The organism is Pseudomonas sp. 43A, assembly GCF_013363935.1.
In the GTDB taxonomy this organism is placed as follows: domain Bacteria; phylum Pseudomonadota; class Gammaproteobacteria; order Pseudomonadales; family Pseudomonadaceae; genus Aquipseudomonas; species Aquipseudomonas crudilactis.
The window spans coordinates 3,569,848-3,587,184 of record NZ_CP054880.1; the positions used below are offsets into that span (position 1 = coordinate 3,569,848).

Sequence of the window (17,337 nt, forward strand, 5' to 3'; positions counted from 1 at the left end):
TCTGTTGGCGGAACGGGTTGGGTGGTCGGCATCATGCCGCCGCGCCGAGCGTCTTGGCAGGCCATCCGACGGGAAAGATGTAACGGTTCGTTGCCAACTAAGCTTTCGCTAAGCTTGCTTTTGCACAGTGAGGTCTTTCTCATCCAGCGAGAGTGATTCCATGCGCAAACTGCTGCTGTTGTCTTTGATCGTCGCCAGCCCGTTGGCCGTCGCCGGCCCGCAATGCACCACCGCCGAGCGTTCGCAATGGCAAGACCAGAAGGCCTTTCAGGAACAACTGAAAGCCCAGGGTTACGAGATCAGCAAGTTCAAGGTTACCGACGGCAACTGCTACGAGATCTACGGGTTCGACAAGGACAAGCGCAAGGTCGAGATCTACCACGACCCGGTCAGCGGTAAAGCGGTCAAGACCGAGATCAAGGGCTGATGCCGAGCGCGTCCCTGCGCCTGTGGGATCCCGTGGTGCGGCTGTTTCATCTGTCGATTGCGGGCGTCTTCGTCGCCAATTATTTCTTCAATGAAGCGGGTGACGACTGGCATGTCTGGCTCGGCTATTACGCCATGGGCTGGTTGCTGGTACGCACGGTGTGGGGATTTATCGGGCCGCGCAGTGCGCGTTGGGCGGACTTCTGGCCGACCCCGGCGCGCTTGCTCGCCCATGCACGGTCGCTGATGGCCGGGCGGCCCGAGCATCGCCTCGGCCACTCGCCGATCGGTGCGCTGGTGATGATCCTGATGTTACTGACGTTGTTCACCGTGGGTCTCAGTGGCTGGGCGATGGAAGAAGTCGATGCCTTGTGGGGCGCCGATTGGCCGTTGTCGGTCCACGAAACGGCGGCCGACAGTCTGCTTGCGCTGGTGTGCATTCACATCGCTGCTGCCGTGTTTGAAAGTTTTCAGGTCCGCGACAACTTGCCGTTGTCGATGCTCACCGGGCGCCGTCGCCGATTGCCAAATGATTCGACGCGCTGACAAGGACGTCTGCCCATTGTTAACCCTCCTGTCCTTGCCGCGAGCCCCTTATGCGTGCGTTGTCCTTTCGCTTGACGTTCATTCTCGGCAGCCTCGCGGTGTGCCTGATCTTTCTGGCCGCGTGGCGCAGTCATCCACCCCATGTGCTGGCGCCCTTTGCGTTGTCGACAGCGCCGGTCGATGGCGCACTGCAAGCGTCGGAGCCGATGTACAGCAGCCGTTTCGTTTCCTCGCAGCTGGATGATTTTGTGCATTCCTCTTCGGTCACCGCGCTGCCTGGCGGGGACCTGATGGCCGTGTGGTTTGCCGGCTCGCGCGAAGGCGCTGCCGACGTGCAGATCCGCACCGCGCGCTTTGATGCAAAAACGGCGGAGTGGGGCGCCGAACAGGTGCTGGCGACCCGCGAGCAAACCCGCGACGGCACCCAGCGCTATATCCGCAAGCTCGGTAACCCGGTGATCGCGCTCGCGCCGGACGGGCGCTTGTGGATGTTCTACGTCTCGGTGTCCGTAGGCGGTTGGGCCACCAGTGCGATCAACGTGATGGTCTCTGCCGACATGGGCCGTGAATGGTCGACGCCGCGCCAGTTGATCACCTCGCCGTTTTTCAACATCAGCACACTGGTACGCGCGGCGCCGGTGTTCCATGTCGACGGCTCGATCGGCTTGCCGGTGTATCACGAGTTCATGGGCAAATTCGCGGAGTACCTGTACCTGAGCGCCGACGGTGCCGTGATCGACAAATTCCGCATCAGCCGCGGCAAGCACTCGCTGCAGCCGACCATCGTGCCGCTGGATGGCCGCCGCGCCGTGGCGATGCTGCGTTATGCCGGTGACACCCATCATCGCGTGTTGGCCAGCCGCACCGACGATGCCGGCCAGACCTGGAGCGAACCGTATCCGCTGGAGCCGGCCAACCCCAACTCCTCGCTGGCAGCGGTAGGCACGGCTGACGACGGTTTACTGGTCGCGCTCAACGACCTGCGCGACGGGCGTTTCAAATTGAGCCTGTACGGCACCGATGCCAATCTCAACGACTGGCGCAGTGTAATCGAACTCGATCAGTCACCGGATCCGCTCGGTCAGCCGTTCTCGCCAGAGGCGTACAAGGCCATTATCGGCGAGGGTTTTCGATCCTCCAGTGGCGCGCGCCGCCTGCCGTTGGAACAGCGCTTTCTGAGCAATCTCGACTACCGCGTGTGCAAACCGCGCGGCTGTGATTTCGAGTACGAATACCCGTATTTCAGCCGGGGTTCGGACGGTCTCTATCACCTGGTGTATTCGTGGAATAACACCTTCATCAAACATGTCAGCTTCAACGAGGCCTGGCTGGCGGAGCGTCTGTGATGTTTCTTTGGCAAGCCCATTTGAGTTTTGTCCTGCTCGGTTTTGTTCTGCTGAGTGCATTTCACTTCACCCGGCCATGGCGCCCGTGGCTGTTGCCGCTGTTGGCGCTGGCCGGTTTTATCCCGGTCAACGATCTGCCGCTGGCGGCCTATGTGCGCAGCTTTACCGATGATCTGGCGATCACCACGCTGGTGTTGCTGGGCTGGGTCTGTCTGCTACGCCTGGGCGTGGTTCAGCCGTTACCAACGGTCAAGCGCGCTCAGGTGCTAGTGCTGTTTACCGTGTTGGCGCTGATTCTGTATCCGGCAACGATGGGCCTGACTTACGTCGATCCGTACCGCTGGGGCTTTAACCCACGGCCGATGATTGTGCTGATCGGGCTGAGCACATTGGCCCTGTTGTGGCTGCGCAACGGCTTGGGCGTGGCGATGTTGGCACTCGGCACGCTGGCCTTTGCACTACGCCTCAAGGCCTCGGAAAACTATTGGGATTACTTGATCGATCCGCTGCTGGTGGGTTACTGCCTGGTGGCCGGTGCCGCGCTGTGCGTGCGCGAAGTCTGGCGTCTGTTGCGGCCGGTCTCGGCCGTGCCGACGTCTTCAATCTGATCACCACACAGAGGTTTACGATGGGTTGGTTGCAATCGCGGCGCCTGCGCTACGGCGTCGGCGCGGCAGGTTTGGTGTTTTTACTGTTGGCCCTGCTGCGGCTGGTGTTCGTGCTGGGTTTTTCCGGTCTCGACATCAGCGCATTTGCCAACGACCCGCAACTGCGCGAAACCCTCGGCATCGGTCTGCGTTTCGACCTGCGTCTGGCCGTGTTGCTGATGCTGCCGCTGGCCGTTCTGGCATGGCTGCCACGCTGGAACCTGACACGCCTGCCGTTGCTGCGCCACCTGGCGCGGGGTTATTGGTTGCTGGTGCTGGGCGTGGTCGGTCTGATTTACATCATCGACTTCGGCCATTACGCCTACCTCGGCGTGCGCATCAACGCGACGGTACTGCGTTATCTGGAGGATGCGCAGATCTCGCAGCAAATGGTCCGGGAAAGCTATCCAGTGCTATGGATTGCCCTCGGCTGGCTGGCGGTGCTCGGCGTATGGTTCTACGGATTCGTGCGCCTGGAACGGGCGACACTGGCGCGGGAACCTCGCGCCATCCGCCGTACCTCGCTAGTCGTAGGCAGCGTTTTCGGCCTGGTCGCCGTGTTGCTGGCGTTGCTCGGTCGTGTCGAAAATCTCAACCTGGAAAACCCGGTGCCGTTGCGCTGGAGCGACGCGTTTTTCTCCGGCAATGCGCAGATTGCCGCCGTGGGTCTCAACCCGGTGCTGTTCCTCTATGACACGCTCAAGGCCGGGCAGGCGCAGTTCGATGAGTCGCAGGTGCGCCAGCATTATCCGGCGGTTGCACGTTATCTAGGTGTCAATCAACCGGACGCGCAAACCCTGACATTCACGCGACAGCAAGCCGTGCAGCCGTATCGTGTCGCCGGCGCGCCAAACGTGATGTTCGTCATGCTCGAATCGTTGGGGACCAGCGCGGTGGGCGCCTATGGCAACCCGTTGAACCCGACGCCGAACCTCGATCGACTGGCCACCGAGAGCTGGTTCTTCCGACACTTCTACGTGCCGGTCACCGGGACCGCCAAAACCGTCTGGGCCAGCATCACCGGAGTGCCGGACGTCACCCGTCAGGAAACCGCTACCCGTCATCCGTTGATCACCCGTCAGCACACACTGATCAACGCGTTCACCGACTATCAAAAGCTCTACATGATCGGCGGCAATGCCGGCTGGGCGAATATCAATGCGCTGATCCAGCAAAGCATCGAGGGCGTAAAGCTGTATCAGGAGAGCGACTGGCGTTCGCCGTTGGTGGATGTCTGGGGCATTTCTGACCTGGACCTGTTCAAGGAAAGCGACCGCATCCTGCGCGATCTGCCCAAGGACCGTCCGTTCTTCGCATATGTGCAAACCTCGGGCAACCACCGGCCGTTCACCATTCCCAAGGACAATGACGGTTTCCAGATCAGTCATCTGTCGCTGGCGCAGGTGCAAGCCGCCGGCTCACGCAGCGTCGAGCAATACAACGCCGTACGCCTGCTGGATTTCAACATCGGCAAGCTGATGGAGCTGGCCAAGGCCGGCGGCTACTACGACAACACGATTTTCGTGTTCTTCGGCGACCACAACACCCGCATCAGCCAGATCCCGCACATGCCGCCGGCCTTCGAACAATTGGGGCTGGAGAGCAACCATGTGCCGATGCTGATCCATGCGCCGGGCATGCTCAAACCCAAGGTGATCGATGAAGCGGTGGGGTTGGTGGATTTGCTGCCGACGGTGGCAGGCATGGCCGGCATCCCGTTCAGCAACGGCGCGATGGGCCGCGATATTCAGCAGCCGGCGCCGGAAGGCGAACGCGTGGTACCGCTGGTGTTGCGTGAAGGCACGTTCCCGTTGATTGGCGGCGTGACCCAGCATCATCTGCTGCAAATGCAACACGACGGCAGCGCGCCGACCTTGCATGATCTGCGTTCTGCGACGCCGCTGGACAGTGTTGCTGAGCAGAACCCGGAGGAATTTCAGCGGTTGGTGGAGTTGACGCGTGGGCTGCATGAAAGTGCGCGGTTGATGTTGTATCGGAATGTGCGGTGAGGGCTGAATTGGCGAGGGGGAAGGGCGCGGACTAGAGTTGTGGGTCTCCTGTCCGTCGAGAATCCTGCGATGAAAAAAGCCGAGGGCACCGAATCCGCTTCCGTTCTGATTGATCAACGCATCGCCGAGCTGGGGGACTGGCGCGGTGAAACGCTGGCGCAGATCCGCGTGATCGTGCATAGGGCTGATCCCGAAGTGGTTGAGGAATGGAAGTGGCGGGGTGTGCCGACGTGGTCGCACAATGGAATTATCAGCACCGGCGAGACGTGCAAGGCTGCGGTGAAAATGACCTTTGCCAAGGGTGCGTCACTGGACGATCCGGCGGGGTTGTTCAATGCCAGTCTGGAGGGCAATACGCGACGGGCGATTGATTTCCACGAGGGTGACCGGATTGATGAGAAAGCGTTGATTGCGCTGATTCGGGCGGCCGTGAAACTCAATATGGCGAAGAAGCCCTCACCCTAGCCCTCTCCCAGGGGGAGAGGGGACTGACCGGGGTGTTGATGCGAGTTACGCCGACGTGAAATATCGAGTTGAACTCAGGATTTGAAAAGCACACAAATCGGCTCCCTTTCCCCTCGCCCCCTTGGGGGAGAGGGCTGGGGTGAGGGGGTAGATCCAGCAGACTGCTGCGATCGCTTTGAACGCCACTAATTACCATCAGCCACTTTACGTTCGATCTCATCGACCTTGCGTTGCAGCGCCTCGGCGTCCTGTTCTTTCACTCGGGTGGACGAGGGCGTGATGACCTCATCCACAGCTTTAGTGTCATCGTCCCGGTCTTCAAGATCGCGCTCGACCACATTCACCGGTTTGCCGGACGTATCGGTTGGCGGGGCGTTCGGGGTTTTGTTGTCATCGTTGTTCATTGTGCTGACCTCCAGTGGTGTAAACGTTGGAGGTGGCGGTACGGTAAGCGTTCGATAATTCTGTGGCTCAGTGGAATGAACGGTGCAGAAACTTTGCGCCGGAAAACGAGCCCAAGCTGATTCAATCCACCTTTGCCCGGATGCTTGCCACCATGCACCAGAAAACCCTGTTTGCAGCCTTGCTCGGCGTGGCTGTGCTGATGATCGGCGAGGCCAGCCACGCCGCCAGTTTTGATTGCGACAAGGCCAAGGCTCCCGATGAGAAAGCCGTGTGCGCCAATCGCACGCTCAACGACCTGGATGTGAGCATGGCACTGCTTTACAAACTCGACCGGCGCTTTCTGCCAATGGGCGGGCGTGATGCGTTGATCGGGCAGCAACAAACCTGGCTGAAAAAGCGCAGCCAATGCGCCGCTGATGTGACATGCCTGACGGATATCTACCAGCAGCGCATTCAAGTGCTGCAGCAAATCATCGACACCCGCGTGGTCACTCAAGGACCGTTCTGATACCGGCAATGCCCTTGCAGGAGCGGCCGTAAACCGCTCCTGCAAGGTTCAGGTTCAGTCCTTGAGAATGTCGCGATCCTTGGTTTCCGGCAGGAAGAACGTACCGAGTATCGCCGTCATCACCGCAATCACGATCGGATACCACAAGCCGTAATAGATATCCCCGGTCGCGGCAACCATGGCAAACGCCACCGTCGGCAGGAAACCACCGAACCAGCCGTTGCCGATGTGATAGGGCAGCGACATCGAGGTGTAGCGGATTCGGGTCGGGAACAGCTCGACCAGCCACGCCGCGATCGGGCCGTAGACCATGGTTACGTAGATCACCAGCACGGTGAGCAGGAGCAGGACCATCGGGTAGTTGGTTTTCGCCGGGTCGGCTTTCTCCGGATAACCGGCCTCCTTGAGTGCTGTGCCGAGGGTCGCGGTAAAGGCATCGTTGCGGGTCTTGAAGTCGGCGGCCGGCAGCGCACTGCCTTCGAAACTCTCGACGACTTTGTCGCCGATGCGCACTTGCGCGACGGTGCCAGGTTCGGCGATCACGTTCTCATAGGGGATCGCCCGTTTTGCCAGCAGGGTCTTCGCCAGGTCGCAGGAACTGGTGAATTTGGCTTTTCCCACCGGGTCGAACTGGAACGAGCACTGGTCAGGGTTGGCGATGACTTTGACCGGGTTCTTCTCCTGAGCGATGAACACGTCGGGATTGCCGTACTGGGTCAGCGCGTGGAAGATCGGGAAGTACGTCAGCGCCGCCAGCATGCAGCCGACCATGATGATCGGCTTGCGCCCGATGCGGTCGGATAGGCTGCCGAAAATCACGAAGAACGGCGTGCCGATCAGCAGCGAACCGGCGATCAGCAAGTTAGCGGTCTGCGGGTCGATCTTCAGCGTCTGCAGCAGGAAGAACAGCGCGTAGAACTGCCCGGTGTACCAGACCACCGCTTGCCCGGCGGTGCCGCCGAGCAGCGACATGATCACCACTTTGAGGTTGTCCCAACGGGCGAAGGATTCGGTCAGCGGCGCTTTCGACGCCTTGCCTTCGGCCTTCATCTTCTGGAACACCGGCGACTCGCTCAGTTGCAGACGGATGTACACCGAGACGATCAGCAACAGGATCGACAGCAGAAACGGAATCCGCCAGCCCCACGCCTCGAAGGCTTCAGTGCCCAGCGCGGTGCGGCAGGCGAGGATCACCAGCAACGACAGAAACAGGCCGAGGGTCGCGGTGGTTTGAATCCATGAGGTGAAGAAGCCGCGTCTGTTGCGTGGTGCGTGCTCGGCCACATAAGTCGCTGCACCGCCGTACTCGCCACCTAGCGCCAGGCCTTGCAACAAGCGCAGGGTAATCAGAATGACCGGGGCGGCGACGCCAATGGTTGCGTAACCGGGCAACAGACCGACAATCGCCGTCGAGACACCCATGATGACAATGGTGATGAGGAACGTGTGTTTGCGCCCGATCATGTCGCCGAGCCGGCCGAACACGATCGCCCCGAACGGCCGCACCGCGAACCCCGCTGCAAACGCCAGCAAGGCAAAGATGAACGCGGTGGTTTCGTTGACACCGGCGAAGAAGTGCTTGGCGATGATCGCCGCCAGTGAGCCGTAGAGGTAAAAGTCGTACCACTCGAAAACCGTGCCGAGCGAGGAGGCGAAGATGACCTTGCGCTCTTCCTTGGTGATGCCGCCGCTGCGCGGTGGACTGCCGGTGGAAGCTGTGTCGATTGTGGCCATGGGTGTTCTCCGTCGTGCTTATTGTTTTAGGCCGGAGTCCCCCGTTACTGCTTGTCTCACTCTGGCCTTGTGGCATATGCCGGAAGCGCTGTCGCGTGAAGCTTGCACAATGTCGCCATCGCGCATTTGTGCAAGCTTTCCTGAAGCATAATCAGCTTCTGCCAGATATCCAGCCGCCGGCCTGCCTACTAGGCCTTTACCCAGCGCTGCCGGCTCCAGGCACTCAGCCAGTCGACCACAAACACCAGCACCAGCATCGCCAGAATCACTGTGCTGGCCTGGGCTTCCTGAAACAGGCTGAGGCTTACATAGAGCATTTGTCCAAGCCCGCCAGCGCCGACAAAACCCAGCACACTGGCCATGCGGATGTTGTTTTCCCAGCGGTACAGAATGTAGGCCAGCAGCTGCGGCGCAAGGTTCGGCAATGTCCCGTAGCAGAAGGCCAGAATCGGATTGCCACCCTGCAAACGAATGGCTTCGGCCGGTTGCGGCGGGGTGTTTTCCAGTGCCTCGGCGAACAAGCGGCCGAGCACGCCGGTGGTGTGCAAGGCGAGGGCGAGGGTGCCGGCGTTCGGGCCGAGGCCGGCGGCGAGCACCATCAGCGCCGCCCAGACCAGTTCCGGAATCGCCCGCAAGGCATTTAGCAGCAGGCGCGAGGCACTTTGCAGCGGCCAGCCGAAACGTCCGGCGGCAGGCAACGCAAGGACGATGCCGAACACCGCCGCGAGTAGCGTGCCGAGCGCCGACATCGCCAACGTTTCCAACGAACCGTGGAAGATGGCCTTGAGGTAATCCGCGCTCAGATCCGGGCTCAGAAAGCGCTGCACATACGCGCCCATCTGCTTGAGACTGGTGGCGCTGCCCAGTTCGCCGAGGTCCAGCCCCAGATAAGCGAACGAGGCAATCACTGCCAGCGCGATGCCAGCGATCAGCAGCACGTTGATCAGGCGATTCATGTCAGCCTCCAGCGCAGCAAGCGGCTGAGTTGATCGGCGGCCAGGACCAGAATCAGAAAGCACAGCAAAATACTCGCGACTTCACCGCCGGCGAACATGCGAATGGACAGGTCAATCTGCTGCCCCAAGCCTCCGGCGCCGACAAATCCCATCACCACCGACGCGCGGATCGCGCATTCCCAGCGATAAACCGTGTAGGAGAGCAGTTCCCCCGCAACATTGGGCAACGTGCCGTAAGCAAACGCCGCCAACCGGCCGCTGCCGGCCTGCAACAACGCGTGTGCCGGGCGCTGATCAGTGGATTCGAAAATCTCCGCATAAACCTTGCCGAGCATGCCGCTGTACGTGATGGCGATCGCCAACACACCTGCCGCCGGACCAAGTCCAACAGCGCGTACAAACAACAGCGCCCAGACAATTTCCGGCACGCTGCGCAAAAAGATCAGCAAGGCGCGCACCGGCCAGCGCAACAGACGTCCCAGGCGGCTTGGCACGCCACCGCGCGAGGCGGCGGACAGCGACAGCGCGCGGCTGGCAATCAGGCCCGCCGGTATCGCCAACAACAGCGCCAAAGCCATGCCGGCGGTGGCGATGGCCAAGGTTTGCAGGGTGGCTTTCAACAGTAACTGAAGAAACTCCCCGTCGTGCGCAGGAGGCCAGAATTGCGCGACAAAACGGCCCATTTCATTCTGGCTGTCGGGGAGCAACACGCCCAGATCCAGCTCGCTGAGCTGAATGCCCGGCCACAACAAGGCAATCGCCAACAGTGTCAGCAGCAGCCGTGGCCACGCCGCGGGATCGCGTGAATCGGCTTTCAGCATCGTGGAATCTGCACAGTCAGAGGCGCCACCGCAGCCGTCGGCGATTGCAGTTTTTCGTTGGCGTACAGCGCGTCGAGCATTTCATGGCTGACTTGCCCGGAAGGACTGTCGAACAGGATCTGCCCGTCGCGCAGGCCGATGATCCGTGGGAAATGTGACAGCGCAAGATCCACCGCGTGCAGACTGGCTACCAGCGTCACGTTGTGCTCGCGAGCGTGGCGCGAGAGGATCGACAAGGTGTGCCCGGCCATGACCGGGTCCATCGCTGACACCGGTTCATCAGCCAGCAGAATCTCCGGCGCCTGATACAACACGCGTGCGATGCCGACACGCTGCAATTGGCCGCCAGATAGTTGCTGACAATGAGCGAAGAGTTTGTCGCCCAGATCCAGCCGCGCCAACGCCGCACGCGCACCCGCCACATCCAGTGGATGCAACAGGTTAAGAAGACTTTTACCCAGACTCCATTGGCCGAGCTTGCCGGCCAGCACCGCTGTGACCACGCGTTGACGCGGCGGCAACGGCGGTGCCTGATGCACCAGACCGATTCGCGCACGCAGGCGTTGGCGTTGGCGGGCGGACAAGTGCCAGGCGCGTTCACCCAACACTTCAATTTCACCGCTGCTGGGCCGCAACGCGGTAGCCAGCAGGTTGAGCAAACTCGATTTGCCAGCCCCGGACGGGCCTATGATGGCGACCTGTTCACCAACGCCAATCTGCAAGTCAACACCGCGCAGGGCGTCGACTCCATTGGCGTGGCGCAGGCTGCCCTGTTTGAGGCTCAAGATCATTTCAGCAATTCGGCAGCGCGGGCGGCTTCCTCGATGCCCTTGTAGTTCTCAGGCTTGGTGTCGATAAAGCGGCTGGCCGCTTGCAGATCAAGAATCTTCTTTTGCTCAGGGTTGGCCGGGTCCAGATCCAGGAAAGCTTTTTTGATCTTCGCCGCGAGTGCCGGGTCGAGGGTGCCGCGCACGGTCCAGTTGTAATCGAAGTAGGTCGGGGTGGTGGCGAAGACTTTGACCTTGTTGGTGTCGACCTTGCCGGCATCCACCAGTTTCTGCCAGACACTGGCGTTCAGCACACCGGCGTCAACCTTGCCGGCCTGTACCCAGGCCACGGTGGCGTCGTGGGCGCCGGAGTAGGCGACACGGCTGAAATAGCCCTCAGGCTTGATGCCATCGTTTTTCAGCATGAAGTAACGCGGCATCAGGCTGCCAGAGGTCGAAGACACCGAACCGAAGGCGAAGGTTTTGCCCTTGAGGTCGGCGAGGCTATGTACGTTCGGGTCGGCGGTGATGAATTTGCTGGTGAACTGCGCGTCCTGCTCGCGCTGAACCAGCGGAATGACTGGCGTCGTTGCATCCGTCTTCAAACGCGCCTGCACAAAGGTAAAACCGCCGAGCCAGGCCATGTCGAGGCGATCGGTTGCGAGCGCTTCAACCACTGCCGGGTAGTCGGCCACCGGCACGAACTGCACTTTCATGCCCAGTTGCTGCTCCAGATACGCGCCCAACGGTTCGAACTTGCGCAGCAATTCGGTCGGCGCTTCATCGGGAATCGCGCTGACGCGCAAAACGTCGGCCGCGTGGGCCATGAATGCAGAAAAGGACAGGGCCAGGCCGGCGGTCAGTGCCAGTGTTCGTTTGAGCATGGAATTCTCCGTTTCGTAAGCGTCAAAAGGCGATAGGCCGCCGCTGCAGTATCAACGCGGGGCGCAAAGTCAGGGTAGACGAAACGGCGAGGTTATACGCATTCGAGGCGTCAAAGGCCAGCATTGGAGCTATACGAGGTTTTACGCCCAGTTCCTTCAGGAGCTGCGGCACGCTGCTCCTAAAGGTTTGATGCCTGTCAGGATTCGGACAGTCTGGCAATCACCTTGATCTCGAAATCAAACCCATACAGCCAGGTCACGCCGACGGCGGTCACGGTTGGATGTGGCGCATCGCCCCAGAACTCTGTGAGCACGACATTCCAGATCGGCTCGAACTTCGCCTGCGGATCAACGATGAACACGGTGACGTCGACCACGTCGTCGAACGTGCAACCGGCCTCATGGAGGATCGCATTAAGGTTAGTGAAAGCCTGACGCACCTGGTTTTTCAGGTCCGGCTCTGGCGTGCCGTCCTCGGTGCTGCCGACTTGTCCCGAGACAAACAGAAAACCGTTGGAGCGAATGGCTGGCGAGTAGCGGTGGCGTTCGTAAAGGGTGCGGCGTGCAGGTGGGAAAACAACATCGCGCTGAGTCATGGGAGTGTCTCCTTCATTTGAGTTGATGGAGCCACTGTAGGTATTTGCAGGCGGGCGATAAACGCGCAAGCTTGGCGTTCACTGTTTGTAAAAACCAAACAATCGGGGGCGCACCTTGGACCGTTTTGATGCAATGCAGGCCTTTGCCAGGGTGGTCGAGGCGGGGAGTTTCACCAAAGCGGCGGAAACCTTGCACATGAGCAAGACCACCGTGACCCAACTGGTTCAGCAACTGGAGGCGCGGCTGCGGGTCAAGTTGCTCAATCGCACCACGCGCAAGGTCAACGTCACCGCCGATGGCGCGGCGTATTACCAGCGGGTGATTCGCTTGCTCGCCGACCTCGACGATGCCGAAACCAGCCTGCCCGGCACGGCATCTTCACCCTCGGGCCGGCTGCGTGTGGACGTGCCGAGTCCGCTGGCACGGCTGATTCTGGTGCCGGCATTGCCCGAGTTTCACGCGCGTTATCCGGATATCCAGATCGACATGGGCGTCAGCGACCGCATCGTCGACATCATTGATGAGAACGTCGATTGCGTGGTGCGCGGCGGTGAACTCATGGACCTGTCGCTGATGGCGCGCAAGGTCGCCGATCTGGAATTGGGTGTATTTGCCGCACCGCAATATCTGGCGCGCGCGGGCCTACCTGCGCATCCACGGGAACTGGAAGACAGCCACCATCGCGTGGTCGGTTTCCTCTGGGCGCGCACCGGCAAACCGGTGCCGTATGCCTTGCGCAATGCCAGTGAAAACCTGCACATCAAAGGGCGCCACGTGCTCGCGGTCGATGATGGTAATGCCTATCTCGCGGCAGGTCTGGCGGGCCTGGGCGTGCTGTGGCTGCCCACGTACATGTCCGCTGCGCATGTGGCCAGCGGTGAGCTGGTGCCGCTGTTCAAGGATTGGCAGCTCGACCCGATGCCGCTTTATGTCGCGTATCCGCCGAACCGACATGTCAGCCTGAAGTTAAGAGTGTTTATCGATTGGGTGGTGACTTTGATGGCTAATTAACAAGGTGGTTCGTTTATTGCTTCCATGCGCCGTGATGCCGTCAAAAAACCAACATAACCGGCGATCCGAAAGTTTGCAGTGATGAGATGCAAAACTTTCGACCCTTGGAGCAACACTCAGATGAATATGTACATCGATATTGTCGGCGCCTGCAATCTGAGCTGCCCCTCTTGCCCCATGGGCAATTCGGAAAACCTCAACTTCAAAAAAGCCATGCAGCTGGATATGTTCAAACAGATCGTCGCGAAAGCGCGAACTGAAGGCGTCACGTCGATTTTTCTGTACAACTGGACTGAGCCTTTGGTGCATCCAAAAATTGGCGAGTTCATCGAAGTCATCAATGCCGCCGGCATGAGCAGCGGTGTCAGCACCAACCTCAACCTTGCCAAAAACATGGAAAAAGCCTTGTTGGCTGAGCCGGGTTTCTTCCGTATTTCGCTTTCCGGCTTTTACCAGGAAACCTACAAAAAGGGCCATGTAGGGGGGGATATTGAAGTTGTAAAACAGAACATGATTGCGTTGCACGAGATCAAACAGCGATTGGGTTTGAGTACGCGTGTCGACGTCTACTATCACCGCTACCTCGATAACATCGAAGAGGAAGCGCTGATGCGCGAGTTCAGTGAGCGCCTCGGTTTTCATTTCACTACCGGTTATTCGATCATGATGCCGCTGGAGAAGACGCTGGCCATTATCGACCGCGATCCTTCCGTCACCGAAACCGATTATGAAACCCTGAAAAGACTGGCACTCCCGCCCTACGACGATCTGGTCAATGTCGCCCAGCAGCATCACCAGCAATCTTGCTCGCTCAAAGATAACTGGCTGGTGATCGACTGTGATGGCAATACGATTTTGTGCTGCACGATCTTCAATCAGAGCGAATATCAGGTCGGCAAGTACCTCGACATGCCGGTTGCAGAACTGATGCGGCGTAAATCCACGCAGAAAAACTGCGTCGACATGTGCAGCCGCTGCGCTAAAAAGGGCATGCATGTCTACTCGATGTTCCCCAATCACGGCGTACTGGAGCGCCATGCGGTCAATCGCATTCTTGATTTCGAGAATCTCAGCAGCCAGGGGCTTGCTGTGGACAGCGAACTGCTGGGGCGTGCGGGTGAAGTCAGTGCTGAAAGTTTCGATGAAGCCCAGTACCTCCAGCTAAACGACGATGTCAGGCACGCCGTTGCCACCGGACAATTGAAAAGTGGCTATCAGCACTATGTGCTTCACGGTCGTCTGGAAGGCAGACTGGGCGCCGGTGTGTTCTCGGTGGTCTGATCAGCGCTCAGATGGTCGGTTAACCACGCGATGAAGCTTTTCGCCATGGGATCCTGTTCACTGTCACGATGGGTCAGCAGAGCCCAGTTCGGCCCGCGAATGGTGTTCTCGACCAAGGGTTGCAACAAGCCGTCAGCGCGCGCCTGACGGCTGAGCAATTGGCTGACCAGCGCGATGCCCAGCCCTGAACACGCGGCGTCGAGCAGCAATCCCGGATCGGAAAAATTCAGCCCCTGATCCTGCTGACCGACGTCGATCCCGGCCTCGACCGCCCAATGACTCCAGTCCATTTCCCGCTCGCCATGCAAGGTGGTGCGTTGTGCCGCTGGCAACGCTAAAACCCTCGGGTGACAGGCTGGAAAGAGCCGATCGGCGTGCAGCACTTTGAAGCTGCATTCGGCCTGCGAGCTGATGTCGTCGCGCACCGCCAGATCAATCGTCTGCGTGGCCATGTCCGGCACTTCATCGGTGCTGTAAATCCACAGGTCTACCTCTGGATGCTGCGCGCGAAAATCCGCCAAACGCGGCAACAGCCAATGCCGAGCGAATGCCGGCGTGGTGTTGAGCACCAGTTGATTGGGTTTCTGATACTGGCCTAGACGTCGAATCCCCACCGCCAGTTGCTGCAGCATCGCTTGCGTGGTGCTGAGCAAATCGTGGCCGGCATCGGTCAATGCCACGCTGCGACCGCTGCGGAAAAACAGCGGCTGTTCCAGATAGGCCTCAAGGCTGCGGATCTGCTGACTGATCGCCGACTGCGTGAGGCTCAACTCCTCGGCAGCCTTGTGAAAACTGCCGAGCCGGGCGGCGGCTTCGAAGCCACGCAGAGAACTGAGCGGCGGCCAGTGTTTAAGCATATCGATAAGCTCCTCTAATCAGTTATCCGCAAAATCCATCGTTTGTTTGCCGTTTTTATGGGTCGTAGCATAAGCCTATTGAACACAACGGCTTAACTAACGAGGCTTATCATGCAGCACAACGACAATAAAAACAGCGCCTGGATGATGCCGGCAGAGTGGGTGACTCACGCCGCGACGTGGATGGTCTGGCCGCACAACCAGACGTTGTGGGAATCCGGTTGGCGCGTGACCCTGGCGCAAGTGCAGGAAGATTTTGCGCGCGTCGCCAACGCCATCGCCCGTTTCGAACCGGTGAAACTGGTGGTCGACCCATCGGCCATCGCCAGCGCCAAAGCCTTGTGCGGGCCGAACGTCGAGCTGATTGCGCTGGCCGTGAATGACAGTTGGTGCCGCGATTCCGGCCCGACGTTTGTCTGCCATCCACAGCAAGGGCTGGCCGGTGTGAGCTGGCGCTTCAACGCCTGGGGCGGCAAGTCGGCGCATGATCTGGACGAAAGTCTGGCGCGCCGCGCGCTCAATCACCTCGGCCTGGAATGCTTCGGCACGCCGCTGAGCAACGAGGGCGGGGCGATTCATGTCGACGGTGAAGGCACGCTGATCACCACCGAATCGGTGCTGCTCAACCCCAATCGCAACCCCGGCATTGGCAAAGCCGAAATGGAAGAAATCTTCAGCCGTTTGCTCGGCGTGAAAAAAACCATCTGGTTGCCGGGCGATCCGGACTACGTCACGGGCGACATGACCGATGGCCATGTCGACGGTGTCTGCGCCTTCGCCCGCCCGGGTGTGCTGCTGGTTGACGCCACCCACGACAAGTCGTCGGTCTACGCCGAAGTAGCCCGAGAAAACCGCCGCGCACTCGAGCTCGCTGCCGATGCGCAGGGACGCAAATTCGAACTGATCGAACTGTTCGAAGCCACCGACGCGGTCGACACCGAAGCCGAAGTGTTCTGCGCGTCCTACACCAATTTCTACATCGCCAACGGCGCGATCATCATGCCGGCGTATGGCATCGAGGCTGACAACGTCGCCGCCAAAGTGCTGGAGCAAGCCTTTCCCGGCCGCGAAGTGGTGCCGGTGCAGATCAATCATCTGGCCCATGGCGGCGGCGGGGTGCATTGCATCACGCAACAGCAGCCGGCCTGGCCGCTGAGAGGTTGATCGCATGAGCATTCTGACCATCGCCAGCACCCAGATGCCGTGCACCTGGGATTTACCCGGCAACCTTGATCGCGCCGAGCAACTGGTCCGCGACGCGGCGAAGCAGGGCGCACAAGTAATCCTGCTGCAGGAACTGTTCGCCACGCCGTACTTCTGCATCGAACAAAGCCATCAACACATGGCGTTGGCGGAAGAGTATCGCGACAGCCGCGTACTCGCGCGCTTCGCCGCACTGGCCCGCGAGTTGGGCGTGGTATTGCCACTGAGCTGGTTCGAGAAGGCCGGCAATGCCTACTTCAACTCGCTGAGCGTGGCCGATGCCGACGGGCGTCTGTTGGGTGTGTATCGCAAGACCCATATCCCCAACGCCATCGGTTATCAGGAGAAGGAATATTTCAGCCCCGGCGACACCGGTTTCAAAGTCTGGGACACCGCGTTCGGCCGCCTTGGCGTCGGCATCTGCTGGGATCAGTGGTTCCCGGAAACTGCTCGTTGCCTGGCGTTGATGGGCGCCGAAGTGCTGCTGTATCCGACCGCCATCGGCTCGGAACCGGGCTGCGCGGCGCTGGATTCCCGCGACCACTGGCAGATGACCATGCGCGGCCATGCCGCTGCCAATCTGCTGCCGGTGGTGGCGTCGAATCGGGTCGGTCGAGAAACCGCGACCACCGATCCGAGCCTGCAAATGAGCTTCTACGGCTCGTCGTTCATCAGCGACCACAAAGGCCAATTGCTCGCCAGCGCTGACCGCGACAGCAGCGGTGTGCTGGTGCAGCGCTTCGATATGACGGCCATGCGCGAAGAGCGTTTGAGCTGGGGCATCTATCGCGATCGTCGTCCGGAGATGTACGGGCCGCTGCTCAGTCAGGACGGTCGCCACCTTCATGCACGCTGGAACACCCAAGGGGTTTGA

General features: G+C 60.1%; 19 protein-coding genes. 11 read left to right on the forward strand and 8 right to left on the reverse strand.

Features of this window, described 5'->3' with window-relative positions:
* The first annotated feature begins 160 nt into the window (after positions 1–160).
* The 6 genes from HUW52_RS15650 (at position 161) to HUW52_RS15675 (ending at position 5,439) form a co-directional block, all read left to right on the forward strand.
* Positions 161–427: a PepSY domain-containing protein gene (locus HUW52_RS15650; protein WP_007960465.1), complete on the forward strand. Its 267-nt coding sequence runs from the start codon at positions 161–163 to the stop codon at positions 425–427.
* A complete protein-coding gene (locus HUW52_RS15655) occupies positions 427–972 on the forward strand; it encodes a cytochrome b/b6 domain-containing protein (RefSeq protein WP_175554178.1) in 546 nt (181 codons plus the stop codon). Before HUW52_RS15650 ends, HUW52_RS15655 begins: the two co-directional genes overlap by 1 nt.
* Positions 973–1,022: 50 nt before the next feature.
* Positions 1,023–2,318 (forward strand): exo-alpha-sialidase, encoded by a 1,296-nt coding sequence (locus tag HUW52_RS15660; RefSeq protein WP_175554179.1) that lies wholly within the window; start codon positions 1,023–1,025, stop codon positions 2,316–2,318.
* On the forward strand, positions 2,315–2,926 hold the full coding sequence (locus HUW52_RS15665; protein WP_175554180.1) for a hypothetical protein: 612 nt from the start codon (positions 2,315–2,317) through the stop codon (positions 2,924–2,926). Before HUW52_RS15660 ends, HUW52_RS15665 begins: the two co-directional genes overlap by 4 nt.
* 20 nt (positions 2,927–2,946) lie before the next feature.
* Complete coding sequence (locus tag HUW52_RS15670; RefSeq protein WP_175554181.1) at positions 2,947–4,974, forward strand: LTA synthase family protein; 2,028 nt, start codon at positions 2,947–2,949, stop codon at positions 4,972–4,974.
* Between the two features lie 69 nt (positions 4,975–5,043).
* Positions 5,044–5,439: a DUF1801 domain-containing protein gene (locus tag HUW52_RS15675; RefSeq protein WP_175554182.1), complete on the forward strand. Its 396-nt coding sequence runs from the start codon at positions 5,044–5,046 to the stop codon at positions 5,437–5,439.
* A 185-nt stretch (positions 5,440–5,624) separates the two neighbouring features.
* Here HUW52_RS15675 and HUW52_RS15680 read toward each other — a convergent pair whose 3' ends face one another.
* Positions 5,625–5,843, reverse strand: coding sequence for a hypothetical protein (locus HUW52_RS15680; protein WP_175554183.1), 219 nt, complete (start codon positions 5,841–5,843; stop codon positions 5,625–5,627).
* Positions 5,844–5,995: 152 nt separating this feature from the next.
* Here HUW52_RS15680 and HUW52_RS15685 point away from each other — a divergent pair, with 152 nt between their 5' ends.
* Positions 5,996–6,352, forward strand: coding sequence for a lysozyme inhibitor LprI family protein (locus HUW52_RS15685; RefSeq protein ID WP_256667827.1), 357 nt, complete (start codon positions 5,996–5,998; stop codon positions 6,350–6,352).
* A 54-nt stretch (positions 6,353–6,406) separates the two neighbouring features.
* Here HUW52_RS15685 and HUW52_RS15690 read toward each other — a convergent pair whose 3' ends face one another.
* From HUW52_RS15690 to HUW52_RS15715, 6 genes are all read right to left on the reverse strand, one after another.
* A complete protein-coding gene (locus tag HUW52_RS15690; protein WP_116255585.1) occupies positions 6,407–8,086 on the reverse strand; it encodes an MFS transporter in 1,680 nt (559 codons plus the stop codon).
* Between the two features lie 188 nt (positions 8,087–8,274).
* Positions 8,275–9,042 (reverse strand): phosphonate ABC transporter, permease protein PhnE, encoded by a 768-nt coding sequence (gene phnE / locus HUW52_RS15695; protein WP_016984491.1) that lies wholly within the window; start codon positions 9,040–9,042, stop codon positions 8,275–8,277.
* The gene (locus HUW52_RS15700; protein ID WP_175554184.1) at positions 9,039–9,863 is read right to left on the reverse strand and encodes an ABC transporter permease; all 825 of its coding nucleotides are present in this window, start codon (positions 9,861–9,863) and stop codon (positions 9,039–9,041) included. Before HUW52_RS15700 ends, phnE begins: the two co-directional genes overlap by 4 nt.
* Positions 9,857–10,654, reverse strand: a complete 798-nt coding sequence (locus HUW52_RS15705) for a phosphonate ABC transporter ATP-binding protein (RefSeq protein ID WP_175554185.1) — start codon at positions 10,652–10,654, stop codon at positions 9,857–9,859. The genes HUW52_RS15700 and HUW52_RS15705 overlap by 7 nt, the downstream gene beginning before the upstream one ends.
* Positions 10,651–11,514, reverse strand: a complete 864-nt coding sequence (locus HUW52_RS15710) for a putative selenate ABC transporter substrate-binding protein (RefSeq protein WP_175554186.1) — start codon at positions 11,512–11,514, stop codon at positions 10,651–10,653. The genes HUW52_RS15705 and HUW52_RS15710 overlap by 4 nt, the downstream gene beginning before the upstream one ends.
* Before the next feature lie 197 nt (positions 11,515–11,711).
* Positions 11,712–12,110: a RidA family protein gene (locus HUW52_RS15715; RefSeq protein ID WP_175554187.1), complete on the reverse strand. Its 399-nt coding sequence runs from the start codon at positions 12,108–12,110 to the stop codon at positions 11,712–11,714.
* Between the two features lie 115 nt (positions 12,111–12,225).
* Between HUW52_RS15715 and HUW52_RS15720 the strand changes: the two genes are divergently transcribed.
* Together HUW52_RS15720 and HUW52_RS15725 are read left to right on the forward strand one after the other, a co-directional pair.
* A complete protein-coding gene (locus HUW52_RS15720) occupies positions 12,226–13,122 on the forward strand; it encodes a LysR family transcriptional regulator (RefSeq protein ID WP_175554188.1) in 897 nt (298 codons plus the stop codon).
* Between the two features lie 120 nt (positions 13,123–13,242).
* The gene (locus HUW52_RS15725; RefSeq protein WP_175554189.1) at positions 13,243–14,403 is read left to right on the forward strand and encodes a radical SAM/SPASM domain-containing protein; all 1,161 of its coding nucleotides are present in this window, start codon (positions 13,243–13,245) and stop codon (positions 14,401–14,403) included.
* Here HUW52_RS15725 and HUW52_RS15730 read toward each other — a convergent pair.
* Positions 14,352–15,260 carry a LysR substrate-binding domain-containing protein gene (locus HUW52_RS15730; protein ID WP_175554190.1) on the reverse strand — a complete coding sequence of 303 codons (909 nt, stop codon included), beginning with the start codon at positions 15,258–15,260 and terminating at the stop codon, positions 14,352–14,354. The two genes, HUW52_RS15725 and HUW52_RS15730, sit on opposite strands and share 52 nt — an antisense overlap.
* A 111-nt stretch (positions 15,261–15,371) precedes the next feature.
* Here HUW52_RS15730 and HUW52_RS15735 point away from each other — a divergent pair, with 111 nt between their 5' ends.
* Together HUW52_RS15735 and aguB are read left to right on the forward strand one after the other, a co-directional pair.
* Positions 15,372–16,424, forward strand: a complete 1,053-nt coding sequence (locus tag HUW52_RS15735; RefSeq protein ID WP_175554191.1) for an agmatine/peptidylarginine deiminase — start codon at positions 15,372–15,374, stop codon at positions 16,422–16,424.
* Between the two features lie 4 nt (positions 16,425–16,428).
* Positions 16,429–17,337: an N-carbamoylputrescine amidase gene (aguB, locus tag HUW52_RS15740; RefSeq protein WP_175554192.1), complete on the forward strand. Its 909-nt coding sequence runs from the start codon at positions 16,429–16,431 to the stop codon at positions 17,335–17,337.